The sequence below is a fragment of the Burkholderia sp. S171 genome (assembly GCF_009766085.1).
Classification (GTDB): domain Bacteria; phylum Pseudomonadota; class Gammaproteobacteria; order Burkholderiales; family Burkholderiaceae; genus Caballeronia.
This window is the reverse complement of the sequence record NZ_LMUF01000052.1, coordinates 146,964-166,537: the sequence shown is the minus strand read 5'-3', so window position 1 is coordinate 166,537 and position 19,574 is coordinate 146,964. Positions and strand designations below refer to the sequence as shown.

Below are 19,574 nucleotides of genomic sequence, written 5' to 3'. Positions count from 1 at the left end.
CGCGAAACCTGCCCGTGGTCGCGCAGGCGATTCGATCAGATATCAGCGTCGAAGGAGCGCAGAAGGAGCGCGGCGCGACGGCACAGCGGTCGGGCATGCAATGTTGTCACCCCATAGCGCGCTAACCCAGTGGCCGGGCGAAGCTGAGTTCGTGCCCGTCGGGGTCCCTGACATGGAAATAGCGTTCGTTCCAAGGCGCATCGCGCGGTGCAAACTCCGGCGTGATCCCGGCTGCGAGCGCCTTGCGGTACATCGCATCGACGTCTGACACATAGATGATCACGCGGCCCCACCAGCTGACTGGACCGTGCGTCTCCACGGTCAGGTTCAAAAACGACGTGCCCGCAGCAAACGACGCAAACGGATCGTTTTCGCCACCGTGCAATAGCGGGAATCCAAGCGCCAGGTAAAAGCGCACAGCGCTCCGCATGTCGTGAGTGGACAACGTGATGGCGCTCAAGCCTTCGATCACCGGCTCGGTGTCGGCGGGAAGCAAGTTCATCGAATGTTGTCCTCTTTAATCCATGCGGTGGTTAGCCAGGATGACGATGACGCGAGACGAGCGCCATGGAGTCGCTTCGTCGGGCATAGCGTCTCCCCTCTATTTATTCGCTGCTCGATTGTCACACCACAAACGAGTGGTTCGTAACCGGGTCAACACCTGAGTGCACAGTGACGACCAAAACTTCCAACGGTGATCGTGGATCGCCGCTCGCTCACGGCGCTAGCCGGTCTTCTTGACGCGCGGCGATCAAAGCTCCTGACGCGTCGGCCGGAACAGGATCTCGTTCACATCGCCTTCCGGCGGCTGGCTGATCGCGAAGGCGACCGCCCGCGCAAATGATTCAGCAGGGATCGCGTTTTCCTCGTAGAACTTGTTGACGTTGTCCGCCACATCCGGCTCGGTGATGCTGTTCGGCAGTTGCGTGTCCACCGCGCCCGGCGAGATCACGGTCGTGCGGATGTCGTACGTCTTTACCTCTTGACGTAGCCCCTCGCACAGCATCAGCACCGCTGCTTCAATCACGGACAAATCACCCGGCGATAGCTCGACCGCGGCCGCGCCGACGTTCTCTTCCAGTCCTAAATTTACCGGCTGCGCCAGCACGTAACTAGACGGTAGAATCGGCAAAGTCATATGAGAGAGATTCATGAATGGCCCGCGAAAACCTCAACGACTTGCTGGCGTTCGTCGCCGTCGCGCGCGAGCAGAGCTTTACCAAGGCGGCGGCCAAGCTTGGCGTGTCGCAATCGGCGTTGAGCCACACTATCCGAGGGCTCGAGTCGAGGTTAGGGCTGCGGCTCCTGACTCGGACTACGCGCAGCGTCTCGCCGACGCCTGCGGGCGAGCGATTGCTTGCGACCGTGGGGCCGCGGCTTGACGAGATCGATGAGGAACTGGCGGCGTTGAGCGAGCTTCGCGACAAACCTGCCGGCACCATCCGCATCACGACCGACGAACATGCTGCGGCAACCATACTTCAGCCAAAGCTGGCGGGACTGCTGCTCGACTATCCAGATATCAAGGTCGAAATCATTGTTGACTTTGGGTTGACCGATATTGTCGCGCAACGCTTTGACGTTGGCGTTCGTCTCGGCGATCAGGTGGCGAAAGACATGATCGCTGTGCGTATTTCACCGGACATGCGCATGGCGGTCGTCGGCGCGCCTTCCTACTTCACAAGACGAACGCGGCCGAAAACGCCCCACGACCTGACAGGACATAATTGCATCAATCTACGGCTGCCGACCCATGGCGGTTTGTACGCATGGGAGTTTAAAAAGGCAGGGCACGAAGTGAAGGTGCGCGTGGACGGTCAGTGGATTTTCAACGGAACAAACCAGATGCTCAACGCGGCGCTTGCAGGCGGTGGCCTGGCCTATATTCCGGAAGATCTGTCGCAGCCGTATGTTGCCGATGGACGACTCAAGCCGGTTCTCAAGGATTGGTGTCCGGTCTTTCCAGGCTATCACCTGTATTACCCGAGCCGTCGCCAGTCTTCGCGAGCCCTTGCTGTGCTGATCGAAGCGTTACGCTACCGGTCTTAGTTCTACGATGTGAACGGCTGGTATGGAACTTGAACGCGTCCCGCTTTGTAGACGGGACCTTGTAAAAGGACAGGGCAATTGCCATGAATAAAATCGACCTCTCCAACCACTATCAAGGCTACATTGCCTGCCTGAATAAGCAGGACTGGCCGCAACTGGGACAATTCGTTCACGACGACGTGTACTACAACGGTCAGCGGATTGGCGTATCGGGTTATCGCGCGATGCTGGAGCGAGACTTCAGTGAAATTCCGGACCTGTATTTCAACATTCATCTGCTAGTTTCCGATCCGCCTTGTGTGGCCAGCCGACTCGGTTTCGTCTGTACGCCGAAGGGAATATTCCTTGGCCTCCCTGTCAACGGAAAGCGGGTCTCCTTTACAGAGAATGTGTTCTATCAATTTCACGAAGGAAAGATCGAGCAAGTATGGTCAGTTATAGATAAAGCGGCTATCGAAGCTCAGCTTTAGTGCAATAAATTACCCACTTTCGTCATCAGGTGCGGTTGCTTATCGCCAATTGTTATGGTCGGATGCTGGATCATATCAAGCGTTCGTAGCGCACCGAAGAGGTCTGCTCGGATCGACTCGATCCATGAATTTTCTCGTTGGTTGTTCAGCCATGACTATCGCCTTCGAATCACCCGGTCAACCTGACGTGGTCGCGCTCATCACCGATCTGGACGCGTACCAGGACACACTGTACCCGCCGGAGAGCAGGCACATGCTGGACCTCGTGTCGTTGATGCAACCCGATGTCCTGTTTGCCGTTGCGCGGGACAGTGAGGGCCACGCAATCGGCTGTGGGGCGATAGTCCTCTGCCCTGAATTTGGCGAACTCAAACGAATGTATGTCAGTCCTCGCGGCCGAGGGCAAGGCGTCGCCCGGAAACTCATGGCTCTGCTCGAGTCACGGGCAATCGACCTTGGCTGTAAGTTGCTCAAGCTTGAAACCGGACCCTACCAACATGAGGCGCTGGCTTTGTATGCCTCAGCCGGCTATGAGCGCCGGGGACCGTTTGGCGATTATACGAACGACCCACTGAGCGTGTTCATGCAGAAACAAATCGCAGCCTGATACATGTATCTCAAACACAAGGGCAATCTCTTTCGGAAGATCAAGCCCGCTTGCGGCCGACACCAATTTGCATCAGGTCTTCGCCAATGATGAGCTGACCGGAGAAGTTGCGCTGCGCTCGCATCAGGTTGGCACGAGGCGCATGTCCCGGGGCAATGTGAGACAGCACTAATGTCTTTGCGCCGGCAGCTTCAGCCACCTTGCCAACATCGTCGATGGATGTGTGCGAGCTGAGCAGATGCTGCTTGAACGCAACTTCCTTCTCACCGACGGGCGGAGGAAAGAGCGCGTCGACCCAAGTCGTATCGATGACCTCATGTACAAGCACGTCGGTATTGCGGGCGAGCCTGATCAGGTTGTCGCATGGCGACGTATCGCCAGAGAACGTGACGGACCCATCATCCGTGTCAAAGCGGAATGCAAATGCAGGCCAGATTGGAAAGTGATTCACCAGCGTTGCCGTCACACGGACGCGCTCGTCCTCATGAACGAGGAACGGCTCCATTTTTGGAACGGGCGTCTCGTTGGGGCTTCTGAAGCCAGGCACCGGCGGGATGACAATGTCCTGGACCTTCATCAGGGTACGCAGGTCAGGACGGTGTGCGTCGCGTAGACGGTCGTTGATGTCGAGTGCGTACGCCTGGTAGAGATAGTTGGTCATGTCGACCGTGCCGGGCGTCGGGTTTTCCGGGTTGACGACCGGTGGAGGCGCAGACGCCGCCTGTCCCGGGATGTTGAAAATTGGCTCCATCTGCCCGCGTCGACCGGGGCCATAAATCTGGACGGGCTGCTTTACACCCGTGAGACCGTCATACCAACCATACAGAAACAGGTTGAAGTAATCGATGGTGTGGTCCGAGTGAAGGTGTGTGAGGAAGATGCCGCGCAGGTTTTCCATTCCGGTCATGCCTGACACGGTATTGATAGGGCCAAGCTCGGCCTGCTTGTAGCGCTTGCCGACACCATCTCCACAGTCCACCACATACACCGCATCTCCAACGACCAATGCAGAAGAGATACCTTCCCGGTCGCAGTTTGGCCACCAGACCGGACCGCCTGCTGTGCCCAGAAGCACCAGCCGCGTGTCGTGGCCCTGCGCCTTGCTTCGGGATTGCGCTAGCGCCTGAGTGCGCTGGTCGACCTCGGCCGCGCTGGCCGGCACGCCCATGAGAAGCGGCAACCCGGCGCCCGCCATTTTCCAGCCCGCGCCGAGAAAGCCGCGTCGCGACATGCCCAGCTCAAGGGCCTTACCAATGCAATCACACATGCTGTCTGCCTCAGATCTTTGAACGAGCGCAGTCACACCGCGCAGAGCGCGGTGTGCTGGCTTTTACCTTATGGGGAAACAGCCGGGGCTCTAATTGAGGTCCCGGCGGAACTTCAGTGGGCTTCCGCGTGCATCGCCTTCTTGACGCCTTCATCCCTCATTGGCTCATTGCCACCGGTGACGTGGATGGGGCCCTCCGGGATCTTGACGTCATAGCAACTCTTGATAATCTCGCCGTCTTTCATGACAAGCGAAATTTTCGCGGGGTCCTGCAGCACCTTCAGGTTTTCAAGCGGGTTGCCGTCGACCAGAACGATATCCGCGTAATACCCCTCGGCCAGTTTTCCGATGCTATCCGGTTGCATCATCAGTTCGCCGCCAAGGCTGGTTGCCGATAGCAATGCTTCCTTCGGCGTCATGCCTATGTATTTCACGAAGTGCTCAAGGTCACGAGCGTTCGTGCCGTGCGGCATCCAGGCGAAACCGTAGTCGCCGCCCGGGAGAATCCGGATGCCTCGTTTGTGCATTTTCGTGAGCGTGTCGGCCGCAACTTCCAGCTCACGCGCATAACCCATCTTCGTTGCGACTTCTTCGGTGATGCCCCATTTCTCAGCGTGATAAAGCGTGCTGACAAGCCATCCAATGCCGGGTGCGACGAAGTGCTTGTCCTTGTTCGCTTCGAGCATGTCGAGCGCCTCTTCGTCCGCGAAGCTCGCGTGGAAAACCAGTTCCAGTCCATGACGTACGCATTGCTTGACCGATTCGCTCGATCGGGCATGAGCGGCGACGCGCTTGCCGGCACGTTTCGCCTCGGCGGCCAGCATCGCGATTTCTTCTTCCGAGAACGGAGATGCCTCTGCCGGGATGCCTGCAATATATTCACCGGACAGGTTTATTTTCAGGTGGTCTACGCCGTATTTGATGAACATGCGTGCTGCGCGACGCACTTCTTCCGGGCCGCTCACCACCTCGCCAAAGTTCAACTCATTGAATGGCAGATGGGGAAGCGTGTTGTCACCCAAACCGCCGAGCGTTGTGATTTCCTGACTGCCCGCGAGATAGCGTGGCCCGGGAAACTCTCCCGCGTTGATGGCGTTGCGCAGCACGACATCGAGTCGAGCCTTCGCGGCGGCCGCACCCAACGCGGACGTAAAGCCCATTTCCAGATAACGCTTGGCTACACGCACGCACCAGAGAATGTGCTCTTCTGGCGGCATGAACTGAATCGCCGAGAGCGAGGGCTGGTCGTTCCATGAAAAATGGGTATGTGCCTCGGTCATGCCGGGCATGATGAATCGGCCGCGACCGTCGATACTGCGCGCGTCTTCCGCGTTCACGCGATCGCCATTCCTCGATACACGGGCGATGCGATTATCTTCGACCAGGATTTCGCCGATATACGGGTCAGCGCCCGTGCCGTCGAAAATATTGACGTTGGTGAAAACGGTTCTGTTCATGTCTCCTCCGATAGGTGGGGAACTTACTGCATTGACTTGTAAAAAGCCTTGAGCTCTTCGGCGCATTCGGCGGGCTTTTCGAAGGTGGTCCAGTGACCGCAGCCAGGCAGGACCTTTACCTTGCTTCCGGCGATGCGCTCGCCCATTGCCTTCACCGCTGCTGGCTGCCCGACGCCGTCTTCATCGCCCGTGACCAGAAGCGTTGGTACGGCGATCTTGCCGATATCGGCCGCTTGAGCGCCGGCCAGTGCTTCGCAGCTTTGTGCGTAGCCTTCCGGCGACTGACGCATGACGCTTTCTCGCACGAGAGCGAGGGCGACCGGGCGCTGTGCCTTCGTTTCAGCGCTCGTCGCGCCCTTGACGATGGCATCGGCTATTTCCTGGACGCCTGCGATGCCCTTCTCGCGGGAAAGGGCTGCACGTGCCTGTATGCCCGGACGACCTTGCTCCGGTGGCGCCAGCAGCGGGCCGAACAAAGCTAGGCTCTTCACAAGTTCAGGATGCTTGATGGCAAGGTGTTGGGCAACGATAGTGCCCATCGAATGCGCGACAACATGCGCTTTCGAAATGCCCAGGTCACCCAGCACACCCGCCAAAGTCTCGACATACAGGTCGATAGATAGCGGTTGGGATGTCAGCGCCGACCGAGCACTGCCGGGCAAGTCCGGCCGGACGACTTTCATGCCTTCGAACGCTAAAAGTACCGGCGTCCAGTTGTTCGACGAACCGCCGAGGCCGTGAATACAAACCACGGCTTCTCCATCACCGTCGACTTCTACCGCGACGTTCCTGGTTACATTTGTCGTCATTCGCCCACCTCGTTTTCCAACACACCAACGTTCTCGATTTCGATGCGAATCACATCACCCTTTTGCAGGAATTTCGGCGGACTGAAGCCGATACCCACACCCGCTGGCGTGCCTGTTGCAATCACATCGCCGGGTTGCAACTCGATGCCAGCCGAGAGCGTTTCGATAAGCGTCGGAATGTCGAAAATGAGTTGCTTCGTGTTCGAGTTCTGACGCAATTCGCCATTGACCCAGCACTTCACGTCGATGTTCTGGCCGTCGACTTCATCAGCGGTGACGAGGTACGGTCCCATCGGACAAAAGCCGTCCAGGGATTTGCCGATGAACCATTGCCGGTGGAGTTTCTGGAGGTCGCGTGCAGTGAAGTCGTTGATCACCGTGTAGCCGAAGACGTAGTCCATGGCGTCGGCCTTCTTGATGCCACGCCCAGCCTTCCCGATAACCACGCCAAGTTCGGCTTCGTAGTCCAGTTGACTCGTGACATCAGCATGGCGCGGAATCTTCACGCCCGGACCAATGACCGTGCTGGCCGGCTTCGTGAAGATGACCGGGGCTTCCGGTGCGTGTTCGCCGTCCTTGGCGCTGCTGTCGAAGCCCGATTTCTGGAATTCGGCTGCGTGATCGTGATAGTTCTTTCCCACGCAAAAGATGTTGCGACGCGGCTGGTCGATCGGCGCTAGCACCGTGGCTTCGGCCAGAGGGCGACCCTCGCCGCGTGGGCGCAGATCGCTTTTGATCTGGCCGAACGACTGGACCAATTGGACCATGTCTCCATTAAAGTCCGGGACCAACGTGGACACCGGCCAGAAAACCGATTTGTCAGTATCCACGACAGCGATGAGCGCAGCGCCGTCTACGTGGAGATTTGCGAGTTTCATAAAGTAGCTCCTGAAATAGCCCAATTGGTTTGTGTATGAGCTACTGTAGAACCATATTGGACGCTTTGCAAGCGAGGGTAAACCAATATCGCTACCAATTGGTACTTCTTGTGATATGATTTTTATAAGGCAAAACCGGGGAGCATCAAGATGAGTGATATCGAGGCGAAGAGCCCTGTGCGGGCCGCCGGCGCAAAAGCGCTGGCCGCGTATCTGCACGATGAGATTGCGTCGGGCCGCATGCGGGACGGAATTAAACTCCCCGCTGAACGTCAGTTGAGCGAGCAGTTCGGTGCGTCGCGTGGCTCTGTCAGGCGTGTTTTACAGGGCCTGAAGGAGCTTGGCCTGATCACGCAGACTGTGGGTAGCGGGACTTTTGTACTTCCCGGTGCAGCCAGGGCATTGCCGGCGCCGGAGTTAGTGATTGACGAGATATCCGAGACGCAGACCAGTCCAGCCGAGCTGATGGAAGCGCGACTTCTTATTGAACCGTTGATGCCAAAGCTGATCGCGCGCAATGCCACGTCGTCCGACTTCGCGCGGATGATGGAGTGCATCGACCGCTCGGAAGCGGCGCAAACCGTCGAAGAATTCGAGCACTGGGATGGCGAGTTGCATCGCACATTCGCCATGGCAACTCACAACTCGTTCTTCCTCAAGGTGCTTGAACTGACCAATCGCGTTCGGGAACAGGGCGAATGGGGCCGACTCAAGCGCCACTCGCTCACGCCCGAGCGGCGCAAGGAATACGAAGCGCAGCACAGGGCGATAGTCGAAGCGCTACGTGATCGCGATGCCGAGCAGGCCGGCCAGGTGTTGATCGGGCACCTGCGTCAGATTCAGCACAACCTGTTCGGGATTTGATGGCCGCATGAGGGTCGCCTTCTGTCCGATGCGGACCGATCAAGGGCGGCCGACTCTGCTCGATCAACCTGTCAAACATTACAGGGTTGGTTCATCGTTAAGTGGACGCGATGCTTCCAGGCACGCTACGTCGATTCACGATGCCTTCACCACGCGCTTACGTTCAGAAATAATTTTGACCGGACCGTCGCAAACGGTTGGTGGGATTGCGCACAGTTGCCGGGCTGCTCATCAAGTAGTATCCGGAAGGTTTTTCCGGCCGGGCGGCGCAAACCTATGGATCTCGGGGGTCAACGGGACCGAATGTTCACCGCTCGCGTTTTCCTGCGCTAATCTCAAGTGTGCGGAGCAAATCCATGTTGACCAGTTCCTCCCGTGTTCCGGTTACTAAGCAATGGAGCACCGTCGATCCGCTCGCGGACTGCCGAAGTGCGCTTCATAAAGAGGCGTTCGCGGCGTACCATCCGCTCGCTGGCCATCCGTTATTTTCCATTGAGTCGCTGACCAAGGTGGCTGAGGAGGCGGCGAAGCGCAAGGACGACATATATGTCGATACCGGCGATCTCACGCTTGCTGACAAATGGGGAACAACGCCCGGCCCCGACATGACAATCTCCGAGATCATCGACCGCATTGATACTGCGGGCGCATGGCTTGTGCTGAAACATGTCGAGGCCAATCCGGCCTATAAGGCGCTGCTCGAAGAATACGAGGCCTTCGTGCGCGAGATTGCCGGGCCCGAAGGCTCAAGACTCCTGAGCAATGCTGAGATGCTGGTGTTCATCACCTCACCGGGGCGCAAGACGCCTTATCACTTCGATTCCGAGGTCAATTTCCTGGTGCAGTTACAGGGATCCAAGGATCTTTGGGTATGCGATCCCATGGACCGCAGTGTGACCACTGAGGAAGAAATCGAGCAATATTATTCGGTCTCGATTACTGCAGGTACTTATAAACCGCATGCCGAGACGGTCGCCCGGCAATTCACGCTCTATCCCGGCGATGCGGTGCATATCCCGACCCACGCTGCTCATTGGGTGCAAAACCACGACAACGTATCCATCTCGCTCAGCCTCAACATGGAATTCCCACAGCACTATGGGGATGCTTACCGCGCCAACCACCATATGCGCAAGCTTGGGCTAAACCCTCGGCCGCCGGGGACTTCGCAGTTCGTTGACCGCTCCAAGCGCGCCGCGTTAAAAGGCCTGAGGCAGGTAAAGTCTCTGATCGCCCGGTAGGCTGAAGCCCTTCATCTGTGAAATATAGTCAGCATCGCACGGGTAAAGCGCCGGCGAAAGCCGCGCTTGCCGGTTTGGCTTCTCCAGAGTAGGAAAAGTGCATACCGGCCTTGGGGCGATGACGTGTGATGCGCTGCTTATCGACGCTCCGGATCGGTCAAACGAGCGCCAACGGTTGCCGCGAGAGGGGCGTCGTAACGTCGCCACCGTTGTTCATGTTTCGCCAGGCTAAGCGCGGAATGTCTTCCCGAGTTCCTGCCCCGCGAGCCTGAAATAGTGGCGGAAGTTGTAGATGAGCGGCGACCACTTCTCAGGGTCAATATGTTTGCCTTCCGTCACGAAGGCTTTGTCTGCATGTACGCGGACTATCTCCACCTCCGCTGCAACGCCACCGCCGAGTTGCTCGAGTTGCTCTCCACCCATGCGATGGATATGACGGACCCTGGCTTCGAGATGCATGGGGCATTCAGCTACGCGAGCCGGTTCAACAAGTTCGCTGAGCATGGGCGTAAAATCACCCGCTTCAAACTTGTCTTTCTCGAAGTGAAACTGCTTCGCCTTCAAGTCCGGTACGGGATCTTTTCCCGTAAGCGGTGCGAGTTCTTCTACTTGGCGCCAAAGGTCGGGAGACGGAATATTGACTACGCACTCAGGATGGCGCGCGAGGTTTTCAGCGGTTTTCGTTTCGTCGAGCAGGCCAAGCATCATGGTCCATCCCAGCGCCCAAAATGAAGAGATAGGCGCGATGTTAGTCGACCCATCCTCGTTAAGTAAACTAACAAGCGCTACGGGCGTTCCGAAATAAAGGATCGTGGGCTGAATGGTCTGAAACGAAGAGTCGGTCATTATCTACTCCGCACTGGTTGGTCGTTTTTTGAGGCGTTCAACATAGGGTGGATTGAGTATGCTCCAACCCCCGGCGGCAACGTTTCAATGAGGCATGAACTGTCGAAGCAGCTAAGCGGTTTGAGAGTGAGAGGCCGTTGTAAGCTTGAATGCGGAACTCGACATTGCTCGCGCTCGAACGCGCTCGAACGCGCCCAACGGGGTCCGGTGACGGAAGTTCAGTTTTCAATCGATGCGCAGTCTGCGCGCACCGACCGCACTGTCGGGTTCGGCCAGAGCACTTGATGCTGACCGCTTTGGAAAACGCAAGCTTGCCCTAGTGGCCTCCGTGCTCTATACATTCAGCATAGACACCGGAGACACTCACATGGCATACAACCGCCGCCACGCCCGGGGATTGCTTACCGCATCCGAGTTGCCGTTGTTTGAGTCCAGTGTCGGCGAGGCCCTGACCGGGTGGAGCGCTGCGCAACTGCGCCAGAAATTCAAGCGCGCTTGCGACCTGCGCGACAAATATCGCGATCTTCTGCGCCGTCAGAAACTGGCCACCCGCGAGCGCACCGGGACCAAGTCGGGTGTGCAAGGCAACGACAACGCGCGCACTGAACAAAAAGTCAAACTGTTCGAAGAGGTGCAGCAGCGCCTGGCGGCCAGACAGGACAAGCTTGCAGCGGCCGAAGCCCGTAAGGCCAGCCAGGCGGAGAGCGCGCTCGCGCTAGCTGCAACACGTAAGCCGCGTGTCGAGCCCGGCAAGGTCATCGCTGCAAAAAGGCCTGCCAACAAGCGCGCAGCGGTTGCGTCGGTGGCAAGAAATCCCAAAGCAAGCCTGGGCTTGACCAGTGAGAAGGCAAGCGCAGCGGCGCAACGCTCGCAGCTCGCCGGCTCGCGTTCCAAGGTAATCCAGACACACATCGCCTCGCAAGGCCGAAGACAGCAGGCAGTTCGCGACAAGCGCTGAGTCTGCATCGGGCACCCAGCTCGAGCGATGATTGTTCGAGCGTCGGCATCGCCCAGACATTGGACCCCATTCGTGTTCAGACGACGCGCGCTGCGTCGTCGACCCAAATGAGCGGTCGCTTTTTGTGCTGGGCAACGCAATCTGTACATGTTCGCCCGCTTAGCGGGCTGATATTGTTGTCTACGAATAACACCGCACATGGCTGACCCATTTCCCGCTTTGAACAGGCACATCTCATGAAACTGCCGATCTATCAGATCGATGCATTTACGGATACGGTATTCAAGGGCAACTACGCTGCAGTAGTGCCACTCGAACGCTGGTTACCCGATAGTTTGATGCAAGCAATCGCCGCTGAGAACAACTTGTCCGAGACAGCGTTCTTCGTGAAAGATGCCGATGGCGCGTTCGACATCCGCTGGTTTTCTCCCCTTACCGAAATCGCTTTTTGTGGCCATGCCACGCTGGCAAGTGCCTATGTGATCTTCAAGCAATCCGGTGATGTGGATGTCATCGAATTTGTTGCGAAAGCGGTCGGCCGGCTTGCCGTTCGCCAGACGCATGACGGTCTGATCGAAATGAGCTTCCCGCAGCGCCGGCCTGAAAAACTGAATGAAATACCCGCAAACTTGATCCAGGGGCTTTCGATACGGCCTCAAGAAGTGCTGATAAACCAGCAAGCCTATGTTGCCGTCTACGAAACAGAACACGAGGTTCGATCCGTCGTACCCGAACTTAATCTGCTGTCGACACTGGGTCCGCTCGATGTCGTCGTGACAGCGCGCGGAGATGAGCATGATTTTGTGTCCCGCTATTTTTGGCCTGCCAATGGCGGAGATGAAGATCCGGTGACCGGATCTATTCACGCGGCGCTCGCACCATTCTGGTCTGACCGTTTAGGCAGGTCGGAACTCGTGGCCATGCAGGTGTCACGCCGCAGCGGGTTACTTCATTGCCGCGTACAAGACGACCGGGTGTTTATCTCCGGTCGCGCTGTTCAATTTCTTGAAGGGACCATCGAAGTCCCGGAGGCGTAGGGGCGAACGTTGAAAGTCGCGCTAAGTCGAAGGACGAAAGCGGCTCGACTTTTGCACGGATGCGGACCGGTCAGTGGTGGCTCACCCCGCTAGTTCAAGGTCGGACCGGGTCCGGTTGGATTCGGTCATTCCACACCCACGCGTACCTCGTTGCAGGTCGGCTAATTTGACGAGTTTCGCTGAACATTCAGGTTTGTATCGAAGAACTTCAGCGCGGCATTTCCGATGTACTGGTGCAGGCTGGTCCGGTCAACGCCCGGCGCATCTATGCAAGCTTCCGGCCACGTGTCCCTTCCATCCTGATCGCATTCGTTGGCGAAGATTTCATGGTCGACAAGGCCCGGCATCACATCCAGTTGCGCATGGGGAGCGTACTTTGCCGCGAATTCGGCATTCTCTTTAGGCGGCGCCTGTGTGTCCCTCGCACCTACGATGATATAGGCGGGCACCTTCAGTTGTGCGACCCCTTGCGCGTCCATTCCGAAGCCCGGCAGGTCACCCGGCGCCATCGCGAAGACCGCCTTGACCCGGCTGTCCGATACCTTGAGAGCGGGCCTGGCATCGAGCGGCAACTCCTTGCGCAGTGACGCCGGCACCGTATCGTTGTTCTTCCACGCGCGCTGGTACGCGAGATACTTGTCCGCGTTCACCATTGCGCCGCCAATCCAGAGCGACGTGAAGCCTCCCTGCGAATGACCGGCGACGCCAATTCGATTCGGATCGATATGCGGTCCCCAGGCTTTATCGTTCAAGAGGAACGTGATGTCCTTGCTGATGTCGACAGGGCGCTGCCAGAGCTTGCTCCTCGTGTACATGATTGTTGCGTCATACGTGTTGGCGCGGTAGTGGTACAGAGTGGCCACGATATATCCGCGCGACGCCATGAACTCGGCAAACCAGGCGTAGTAGAGCCCGTTGCTGCCATGCCCGTGCGAGAACATGATAAGCGGACGCCTTACCGTGTCGGCTATTACTTGCGCGTTCTTGTAGAGGTGCAGGTTGGTGAAGAAAATCATGCGCGCGGGCACATCGGACTTGTTCAGTACAGCTGGGTAGAACAGTGTAAGCGCCAAGTGTCGATTGCCCTGTGCCGTGTCTAAGTATTCCAGCTGTTTCATCCCGACCGGATAGGGAGCGCCAGGCTGAATGGTTTGCGCGAATGTCATGGCCGACCACGTGGCCAAGCAGCACAACAGAAACGCCATTGCAGCACGGATAAGTCGACGTTTAGCCAGCAGAGCAGGGTTCATTTTATTCGTTTTCCCGACTACCAGATTGACTTGCGTTATACGCGAAATCCGCTGGTTTAGCGGACTGTGGCAGCGTACGGCAGGCTCGGGCGAGGACAGTGTGACTGCACCGCAAGGAGGCCATACGGTATGACATAAGCCAAGTAAAGCACGAGCGGTACGGCGGAATGACTGACTAGAAGACGGTGAGACGCTACGGCTTCCCCGAAGGCCGATCTGCCGGAAACGGGCTCCCGATATCTTCACGGACCCAAGGGAAGTCTGCTAGTGCGAGCAGGACTGTCAGTGTGCGCCGAATTTGGCTTATCCGTAAGCCCTCGGCTGCAATGTAGGCCGCGCGAGTTGCCAGTCAATTAATCCTCGTTTGTCCACAATATTTCCGCGCTTGAAACGTCTTAACTTCAGGGACCTGCGGAAATGACGTAGCGCATGCCACGCCATGCTTCGCTATGCCTTGAGCGAACGCCGCGGTGATCCAGGCGAAGCGAGATGTATGCGCCGAGCCTGTCGATCTTGCAAAGGCTCCAGTTTTTCCGACATGACATTCCTTTCAATTTTCACTGGATTTACTAGAGGCCTGACTGATGGATGCCGAATCGATCGAAAAATTTCTTCGTGAAACGCGAACCGCGGGTGGCCAGACTCCCCTTAAAAATGCACAGGTCAATGCTGTGATTGATCGGGTGTGGGCTTCGCAAAGTTATCCTGACGATGGCGGTCCGCGTGCAAATCCGGACTGTGATCCCGCCGATTACGCCGACTACGGTTTTTCAGTCTTTCCCGCCCAGGGCGATCTGATCTACCTGCTTTGCCGCGCCATACGCGCGACCAGGGTGGCGGAGTTCGCGACCTCGGTCGGATTTTCGACGCTCTATTTTGCTGCAGCGATGCACGACAACGGCGGCGGCACGGTGATCGGTTCCGAACTGGTTCCGTCGAAGGTCGCGATCGCGAGGAGAAATATCGACGACGCCGGATTGAGCCGCTATGTGGACATTCGCGAAGGCGATGGGCGCCAGACGCTCAAAGATCTTGGCGGCCCCGTTGATTTCGCGCTCATCGATGGTTGGCCGTTAATGTCTGGGCCGTCGCTAGCCCGGCAGGTCATCGAGATCGTGGCGCCACAGCTCAGGGTCGGCGGGTTTCTGATGAACGATAACGGCGAGCCAGACTATATCGACTTCATTCGGGATCCTGCCAACGGCTTTCTGTCCGTCAAGTTGCCCATCAAAGGTGGCACCGAACTCTCGGTGAAAATATCCTGAGTTTTAATTGTTCATCAAATCCATCCAGTCAATTCGTTTTGCGCCGCTTTATCGCGGCCGAAGAGATGTCTACATTTGCACCAGCGCAAATCGATTGGTCCCTGAAACAGCCAGTCATTGTCCACGGTACCCAATTTCTTCAAGGAAACGATCATGAGCAAACTCACAGGTAAGGTCGCCGTTGTAACAGGCGCGTCAAAGGGTATTGGCGCCGCTATCGCCAAGGCACTCGCGGCAGAGGGCGCGTCGGTCGTCGTCAACTATGCGACCAGCAAGGCGGGCGCAGATGCCGTTGTAGCAGCGATTACGGCGGCCGACGGCCGGGCGGTTGCAGTCGGTGGTGATGTGTCGAAGGCGGCAGACGCGAAAGGCATTGTCAACGCGGCCATCGAAACGTTCGGACGCCTGGACATCCTGGTCAACAATTCGGGCGTCTACGAATTCTCGCCCATCGAAGAGATTACTGAAGAACACTTCCACAAACAGTTCAATACCAACGTGCTAGGCGTGCTGCTTACCACGCAGGCCGCCGTGGGTCATCTGGGCGAGGGCGGTAGCATCATCAATGTCAGTTCGGTCGTCAGCAGCATTACGCCGCCGGCAAGTGCCGTTTATAGCGGCACGAAAGGCGCAGTCGATGCAATTACCGGCGTGCTCGCGCGCGAACTCGGGCCGCGAAAAATTCGCGTGAATTCGATTAATCCGGGCGTGGTGGTGACGGAAGGTACGCAAAGCGCAGGGATTATCGGGTCCGATCTTGATGCGTGGGCGCTCGCGCAGACTCCGCTTGGCCGACTGGGTCAGCCGGACGACATCGCGGCGATAGCCGTGTTTCTTGCGTCGGACGACTCGCGCTGGCTGACGGGAGAACACGTTGTTGCGAGTGGCGGCATGCGCTGAGCTGGATGGGTGATTGCGCCCGGCGCGGAATCGTTGTGGCCCGTCGGGCGCTCAACGCTGCGGCTGGTCGAGTTTGATCGTCGCGCCGGTTTCCGAATCGGCGTCGTTAAGGCGTCTCTGGTGAGCCACCGCTAGCGACGGCCGCTGCGGCCCCAAACGTAGCGCACCCAACGCTGCCACCTGCTTTTCGGCGCAGTGACGGCGTTACGCGTTGCGTGCTCTTCGCGGTCGCGCTCGACGCTCTTTTGAATCTGTTCATGGATCTGGCGTAAGGTCAGGCCACCGGGGCCTTTCAGTTTGTCGGGATCGGGATTGTCTGTCATGAGAATGGCGTGTTCCTGATGAGTCGACTCGATCTTGATACAGAAGGGCAGTCGCGGCAAGCACAGAGCTAGCGGTTTTTTACTATCTAGCGCCGGCGAAATAGAATAGGCGCGCAGTCCGAGACCATACGTAAGGAACGCGCAACCACTCATGGATCAGCGCCACACTTTGACGTAGTCCGTCTTCGAATCTGCAGCACTGGCACAATCGAGGGAACCTTCGATCCACTTGGAATTCTGATGCCAGACGCTGTCCCGTCTTCACCGTCTTCACAGCCTTCGCCGGCTATCGGTCCCCTGTTTGCCCTGTTTCCTTTCCTGCGTCCTTATGCCGGACGATGGGCGCTTGCGTTCCTGGCGCTGGTCACATCGGCGGGCGCAACACTGGCGTTGCCGGTGGCGTTCAAATACCTGATCGACCGCGGCTTCGCGGGTGGCGATCGGGCACATATCGATCGATATTTCCTCGCACTGTTCTTTGTTTCGCTGGTACTGGCCGGCGCTACGGCGCTGCGCTTCTATCTCGTATCCTGGCTGGGCGAGCGGGTCACAGCTGACCTGCGGCGTGCAGTCTATGACCACGTGCTGGAGATGAGTCCGCAGTTCTTCGAGACCACGCAGACGGGAGAAGTGCTGTCGCGGCTTACCGCCGACACCACATTGATCCAGACGGTGGTGGGCACCAGTTTGTCGTTGGGATTGCGCAACTTCTTCTTGCTGACCGGCGGCGTGGCGATGCTCGCGGTGACCAGTCCGGTACTGTCGGCCTACATTATCGCGACGCTGGTTGTGGTGGTCGCGCCGATCGTTATCTTTGGCCGGCGCGTACGGAAGCTTTCGCGTGCGAGCCAGGACAAGGTAGCGAACGCGAGCGCGGTGGCGGGCGAGGTGCTCAATGCGATGCCGACCGTGCAGTCGTACACGCAAGAGCCCTTTGAAGCGCGGCGGTTTGGCGGCGCGGTAGAGTTGGCCTTTGAGACGGCGCTCAAGCGCATTCGGGCGCGCGCCTGGTTGACCGCGGTGGTGATCGTGCTGGTGTTCAGTGCCATCGTGTTCGTGCTTTGGCTCGGGGCGCAGGCAGTGCTGGCCGGACGCATGACTGCCGGCCAGTTGTCCCAGTTCATCCTCTATGCGGTGTTCACGGCCGGCGCGGTGGGAGCCGTCGCCGAAGTGTGGGGCGATCTGCAGCGGGCCGCCGGTGCCACCGAGCGGCTGCTGCAACTGCTGTCTGCACGCTCGCCAGTCGTGGAGGCTGAGACGACCGTGACGCTACCGACGCGCGGAGAGGGCATCCGCTTCGATAACGTCACGTTCTCGTATCCGTCACGTCCTGGTGTCGCTGCGCTTTCCAGCCTTTCACTCGATGTCCGCTCGGGTGAGCATGTCGCGTTGGTTGGACCGTCCGGCGCCGGCAAGACCACGCTGTTCCAACTGCTGCTGCGTTTCTACGATCCCCAGGCCGGCGCCATCCTGATCAACGGCGTTCCCACGCGGCAAGTGCCGCTCGTCGAGTTGCGCAGGGAAATCGGGGTCGTGCTGCAGGAGTCGGTGATCTTTTCTGGCAGCGTGCTCGACAACATCCGTTATGGCGCGCCCGATGCCACGCTCGCACAAGTGCAGCGGGCCGCCGAGATGGCCGCGGCGGCTGGCTTTATCGAAGAGTTGCCGCAAGGTTACGACACGTTCCTGGGCGAGCGCGGTGTGCGACTCTCCGGCGGACAGCGCCAGCGTATAGCGATTGCCCGTGCGATCCTGAAGGATCCGCCGATCCTGCTGCTGGACGAGGCCACCAGCGCGCTCGATGCAGCAAGCGAACGGCTGGTGCAAAAGGCACTCGACAATGCCGCGCAGAACCGCACCACGCTGGTCATCGCGCATCGCTTGGCTACCGTGCAGCAAGCGGACCGCATAGTCGTAATGGAACAAGGCCGCATTGTGGCGCAAGGCCGTCACGCCGAGCTTCTTCTGAGCTCGCCGCTTTATGCGCAGCTTGCTGCCCTGCAATTCGGCGAGCATCAAGGGCAGATGGGGCAGAGCGGCGTTGTGCGCGATCGTGTCGACTCTGTGTGAAGAAGTGGACCACCATCGCCGGCAAACACCGGCCAGCCGCCGACAAATGCTTCGCAAAACGAAACGTTCACGGTGACCGGACGGGGAAGCGTCTAGCGTCGCGGCTGAATGGTCTAAACCCCGGTTGACCTGACCGGTTAATTTGCGGGTTGATTATTGGCGAAGAAATCAACCAGGCTCTGGGGCGCGTCGGGTCCGAGACACACCTTAAGTACGCCTTCCGCCTCCGCTGCTTCGGATGCGCTGCGGGGGAAGAGGTCCTTTTCATACGCGATAAGCGCAGCTTCAACGTCATCAGGATGAGCGGCGATGGCCTTGCCGAGTTCGGCGCCGTCGAACATGGCGAGATTGGCCCCTTCGCCGGACGGGATCATCAAGTGCGCTGCGTCGCCGAGCAGAGTCACTCCGGGTACGCGAGGCCATCGGTGATCGACCGGGAGCGCATGAATAGCGCGAGGCACAGGGTCCGTCTCGCCGTCGGTGATAAGCGCTGTCAGCGCCGGCGCCCAACCGTCGAACTCCTTGGCAACCTGCGCTTTGACCGCTACCGGATCAGAGAAGTCGATGCCGTCAATCCAGTCCTTTGGCTTGTTCAACTGCACATACGTGTGCAGCACGCCATCGGGCTCACGGTGCGCGAAGATGCCTTTTCCCGGTGCTGGCGCAAACAGCGCGCCAGCACCCACCGCTTCCGCGCTCGCCTTGTGACGGGTGTCGCTGTCGAATAGATATGTCTCGATGAACGACGTGCCCACATATGCCGGCGTCGCATCAGAAAGAAGGGGACGCACTCTTGACCAGGCGCCGTCGGCACCCACGAGCAGGCCGGTTGTCACCGTTGAGCCGTCAGCAAAGGTCAACCTATGCCGTCCGTCGCCAAGCGGAGATACCGCTGTGACTTTGTGTCCCCAGCGGACCGTGCCGGCAGGAAGTGAGTCAAGCAAAATCCGGCGAAGTTCTCCTCGAGGTACCTCGGGTCGACCGCCCGTGCCATCGTCGGCATCTTCAAACAGGACATGGCCGTTTTTGTCGAGAACCCGCGTTGCCTGCCCGCCGGCGTGGATGATTTCGATGAATTTATCGAAGAGATCTGCCGCCTTGAGTGCGAGCTGCCCGTTGTTTTCATGGATATCGAGCATGCCCCCCTGCGTTCGCGCATTCGCCGAGGCTTCCGCTTCGTAGATTGTCGCGGCGATGCCGTGAACGTGAAGGACTCGGGCAAGTGTCAGTCCGCCCAGCCCCGCCCCGATGATTGCAACTGAAGTAGTCATCCTGATTCCCTG

At 58.4% G+C, this 19,574-nt stretch carries 20 protein-coding genes; 10 read left to right on the top strand and 10 right to left on the bottom strand.

The window, feature by feature from the left end:
* Window positions 1-121 precede the first annotated feature (121 nt).
* Both GSQ93_RS29730 and GSQ93_RS29725 read right to left on the bottom strand, forming a co-directional pair.
* Window positions 122-502: a VOC family protein gene (locus tag GSQ93_RS29730; protein ID WP_158939304.1), complete on the bottom strand. Its 381-nt coding sequence runs from the start codon at window positions 500-502 to the stop codon at window positions 122-124.
* Between the two features lie 249 nt (window positions 503-751).
* On the bottom strand, window positions 752-1,138 hold the full coding sequence (locus GSQ93_RS29725) for an SDR family oxidoreductase (RefSeq protein WP_367889789.1): 387 nt from the start codon (window positions 1,136-1,138) through the stop codon (window positions 752-754).
* A 17-nt stretch (window positions 1,139-1,155) separates the two neighbouring features.
* Here GSQ93_RS29725 and GSQ93_RS29720 point away from each other — a divergent pair, with 17 nt between their 5' ends.
* From GSQ93_RS29720 to GSQ93_RS29710, 3 genes are all read left to right on the top strand, one after another.
* Window positions 1,156-2,049: a LysR family transcriptional regulator gene (locus GSQ93_RS29720; protein ID WP_158939303.1), complete on the top strand. Its 894-nt coding sequence runs from the start codon at window positions 1,156-1,158 to the stop codon at window positions 2,047-2,049.
* Between the two features lie 83 nt (window positions 2,050-2,132).
* Window positions 2,133-2,519: an ester cyclase gene (locus tag GSQ93_RS29715; protein ID WP_158939302.1), complete on the top strand. Its 387-nt coding sequence runs from the start codon at window positions 2,133-2,135 to the stop codon at window positions 2,517-2,519.
* 151 nt (window positions 2,520-2,670) lie between these two features.
* Window positions 2,671-3,126, top strand: a complete 456-nt coding sequence (locus GSQ93_RS29710) for a GNAT family N-acetyltransferase (protein ID WP_158939850.1) — start codon at window positions 2,671-2,673, stop codon at window positions 3,124-3,126.
* Window positions 3,127-3,166: 40 nt separating this feature from the next.
* Here GSQ93_RS29710 and GSQ93_RS29705 read toward each other — a convergent pair whose 3' ends face one another.
* The 4 genes from GSQ93_RS29705 to GSQ93_RS29690 all read right to left on the bottom strand — a co-directional run bounded on the left by GSQ93_RS29705 (window position 3,167) and on the right by GSQ93_RS29690 (window position 7,537).
* Entirely contained in the window at window positions 3,167-4,357 is a 1,191-nt protein-coding gene (locus GSQ93_RS29705; protein ID WP_254074127.1) for an MBL fold metallo-hydrolase, read from the bottom strand.
* Between the two features lie 149 nt (window positions 4,358-4,506).
* Window positions 4,507-5,850: an amidohydrolase family protein gene (locus GSQ93_RS29700; protein WP_158939300.1), complete on the bottom strand. Its 1,344-nt coding sequence runs from the start codon at window positions 5,848-5,850 to the stop codon at window positions 4,507-4,509.
* A 23-nt stretch (window positions 5,851-5,873) separates the two neighbouring features.
* Window positions 5,874-6,659, bottom strand: coding sequence for an alpha/beta fold hydrolase (locus tag GSQ93_RS29695; RefSeq protein ID WP_158939298.1), 786 nt, complete (start codon window positions 6,657-6,659; stop codon window positions 5,874-5,876).
* Window positions 6,656-7,537 (bottom strand): fumarylacetoacetate hydrolase family protein, encoded by an 882-nt coding sequence (locus GSQ93_RS29690; RefSeq protein ID WP_158939297.1) that lies wholly within the window; start codon window positions 7,535-7,537, stop codon window positions 6,656-6,658. The genes GSQ93_RS29695 and GSQ93_RS29690 overlap by 4 nt, the downstream gene beginning before the upstream one ends.
* Window positions 7,538-7,687: 150 nt before the next feature.
* On the opposite strand from GSQ93_RS29690, the gene GSQ93_RS29685 reads away from it, so the two are divergent.
* A complete protein-coding gene (locus GSQ93_RS29685; RefSeq protein ID WP_158939295.1) occupies window positions 7,688-8,401 on the top strand; it encodes a FadR/GntR family transcriptional regulator in 714 nt (237 codons plus the stop codon).
* Window positions 8,402-8,757: 356 nt separating this feature from the next.
* Complete coding sequence (locus tag GSQ93_RS29680) at window positions 8,758-9,642, top strand: cupin-like domain-containing protein (RefSeq protein ID WP_158939292.1); 885 nt, start codon at window positions 8,758-8,760, stop codon at window positions 9,640-9,642.
* Window positions 9,643-9,870: 228 nt separating this feature from the next.
* Here the strand turns inward: GSQ93_RS29680 and GSQ93_RS29675 are convergent, their stop codons facing one another.
* Complete coding sequence (locus GSQ93_RS29675; protein WP_158939291.1) at window positions 9,871-10,488, bottom strand: flavin reductase family protein; 618 nt, start codon at window positions 10,486-10,488, stop codon at window positions 9,871-9,873.
* Between the two features lie 232 nt (window positions 10,489-10,720).
* On the opposite strand from GSQ93_RS29675, the gene GSQ93_RS29670 reads away from it, so the two are divergent.
* Both GSQ93_RS29670 and GSQ93_RS29665 read left to right on the top strand, forming a co-directional pair.
* Window positions 10,721-11,446 carry a hypothetical protein gene (locus GSQ93_RS29670; RefSeq protein ID WP_158939289.1) on the top strand — a complete coding sequence of 242 codons (726 nt, stop codon included), beginning with the start codon at window positions 10,721-10,723 and terminating at the stop codon, window positions 11,444-11,446.
* A gap of 236 nt (window positions 11,447-11,682) precedes the next feature.
* Window positions 11,683-12,483: a PhzF family phenazine biosynthesis protein gene (locus GSQ93_RS29665; RefSeq protein WP_158939287.1), complete on the top strand. Its 801-nt coding sequence runs from the start codon at window positions 11,683-11,685 to the stop codon at window positions 12,481-12,483.
* A 161-nt stretch (window positions 12,484-12,644) separates the two neighbouring features.
* On the opposite strand, the gene GSQ93_RS29660 is transcribed toward GSQ93_RS29665, so the two are convergent.
* Window positions 12,645-13,649: a lipoprotein signal peptide gene (locus tag GSQ93_RS29660; RefSeq protein ID WP_254074126.1), complete on the bottom strand. Its 1,005-nt coding sequence runs from the start codon at window positions 13,647-13,649 to the stop codon at window positions 12,645-12,647.
* Between the two features lie 668 nt (window positions 13,650-14,317).
* On the opposite strand from GSQ93_RS29660, the gene GSQ93_RS29655 reads away from it, so the two are divergent.
* Window positions 14,318-14,998: an O-methyltransferase gene (locus GSQ93_RS29655; protein ID WP_158939286.1), complete on the top strand. Its 681-nt coding sequence runs from the start codon at window positions 14,318-14,320 to the stop codon at window positions 14,996-14,998.
* A gap of 153 nt (window positions 14,999-15,151) precedes the next feature.
* Entirely contained in the window at window positions 15,152-15,898 is a 747-nt protein-coding gene (locus GSQ93_RS29650) for a glucose 1-dehydrogenase (protein ID WP_158939284.1), read from the top strand.
* A gap of 131 nt (window positions 15,899-16,029) precedes the next feature.
* Here the strand turns inward: GSQ93_RS29650 and GSQ93_RS29645 are convergent, their stop codons facing one another.
* Complete coding sequence (locus tag GSQ93_RS29645; RefSeq protein WP_158939282.1) at window positions 16,030-16,221, bottom strand: hypothetical protein; 192 nt, start codon at window positions 16,219-16,221, stop codon at window positions 16,030-16,032.
* Window positions 16,222-16,461: 240 nt separating this feature from the next.
* Here GSQ93_RS29645 and GSQ93_RS29640 point away from each other — a divergent pair, with 240 nt between their 5' ends.
* Window positions 16,462-18,291, top strand: coding sequence for an ABC transporter transmembrane domain-containing protein (locus GSQ93_RS29640; protein ID WP_158939281.1), 1,830 nt, complete (start codon window positions 16,462-16,464; stop codon window positions 18,289-18,291).
* A gap of 137 nt (window positions 18,292-18,428) precedes the next feature.
* Here the strand turns inward: GSQ93_RS29640 and GSQ93_RS29635 are convergent, their stop codons facing one another.
* Window positions 18,429-19,562, bottom strand: a complete 1,134-nt coding sequence (locus tag GSQ93_RS29635) for an NAD(P)/FAD-dependent oxidoreductase (protein WP_158939279.1) — start codon at window positions 19,560-19,562, stop codon at window positions 18,429-18,431.
* Between the last annotated feature and the right edge of the window lie 12 nt (window positions 19,563-19,574).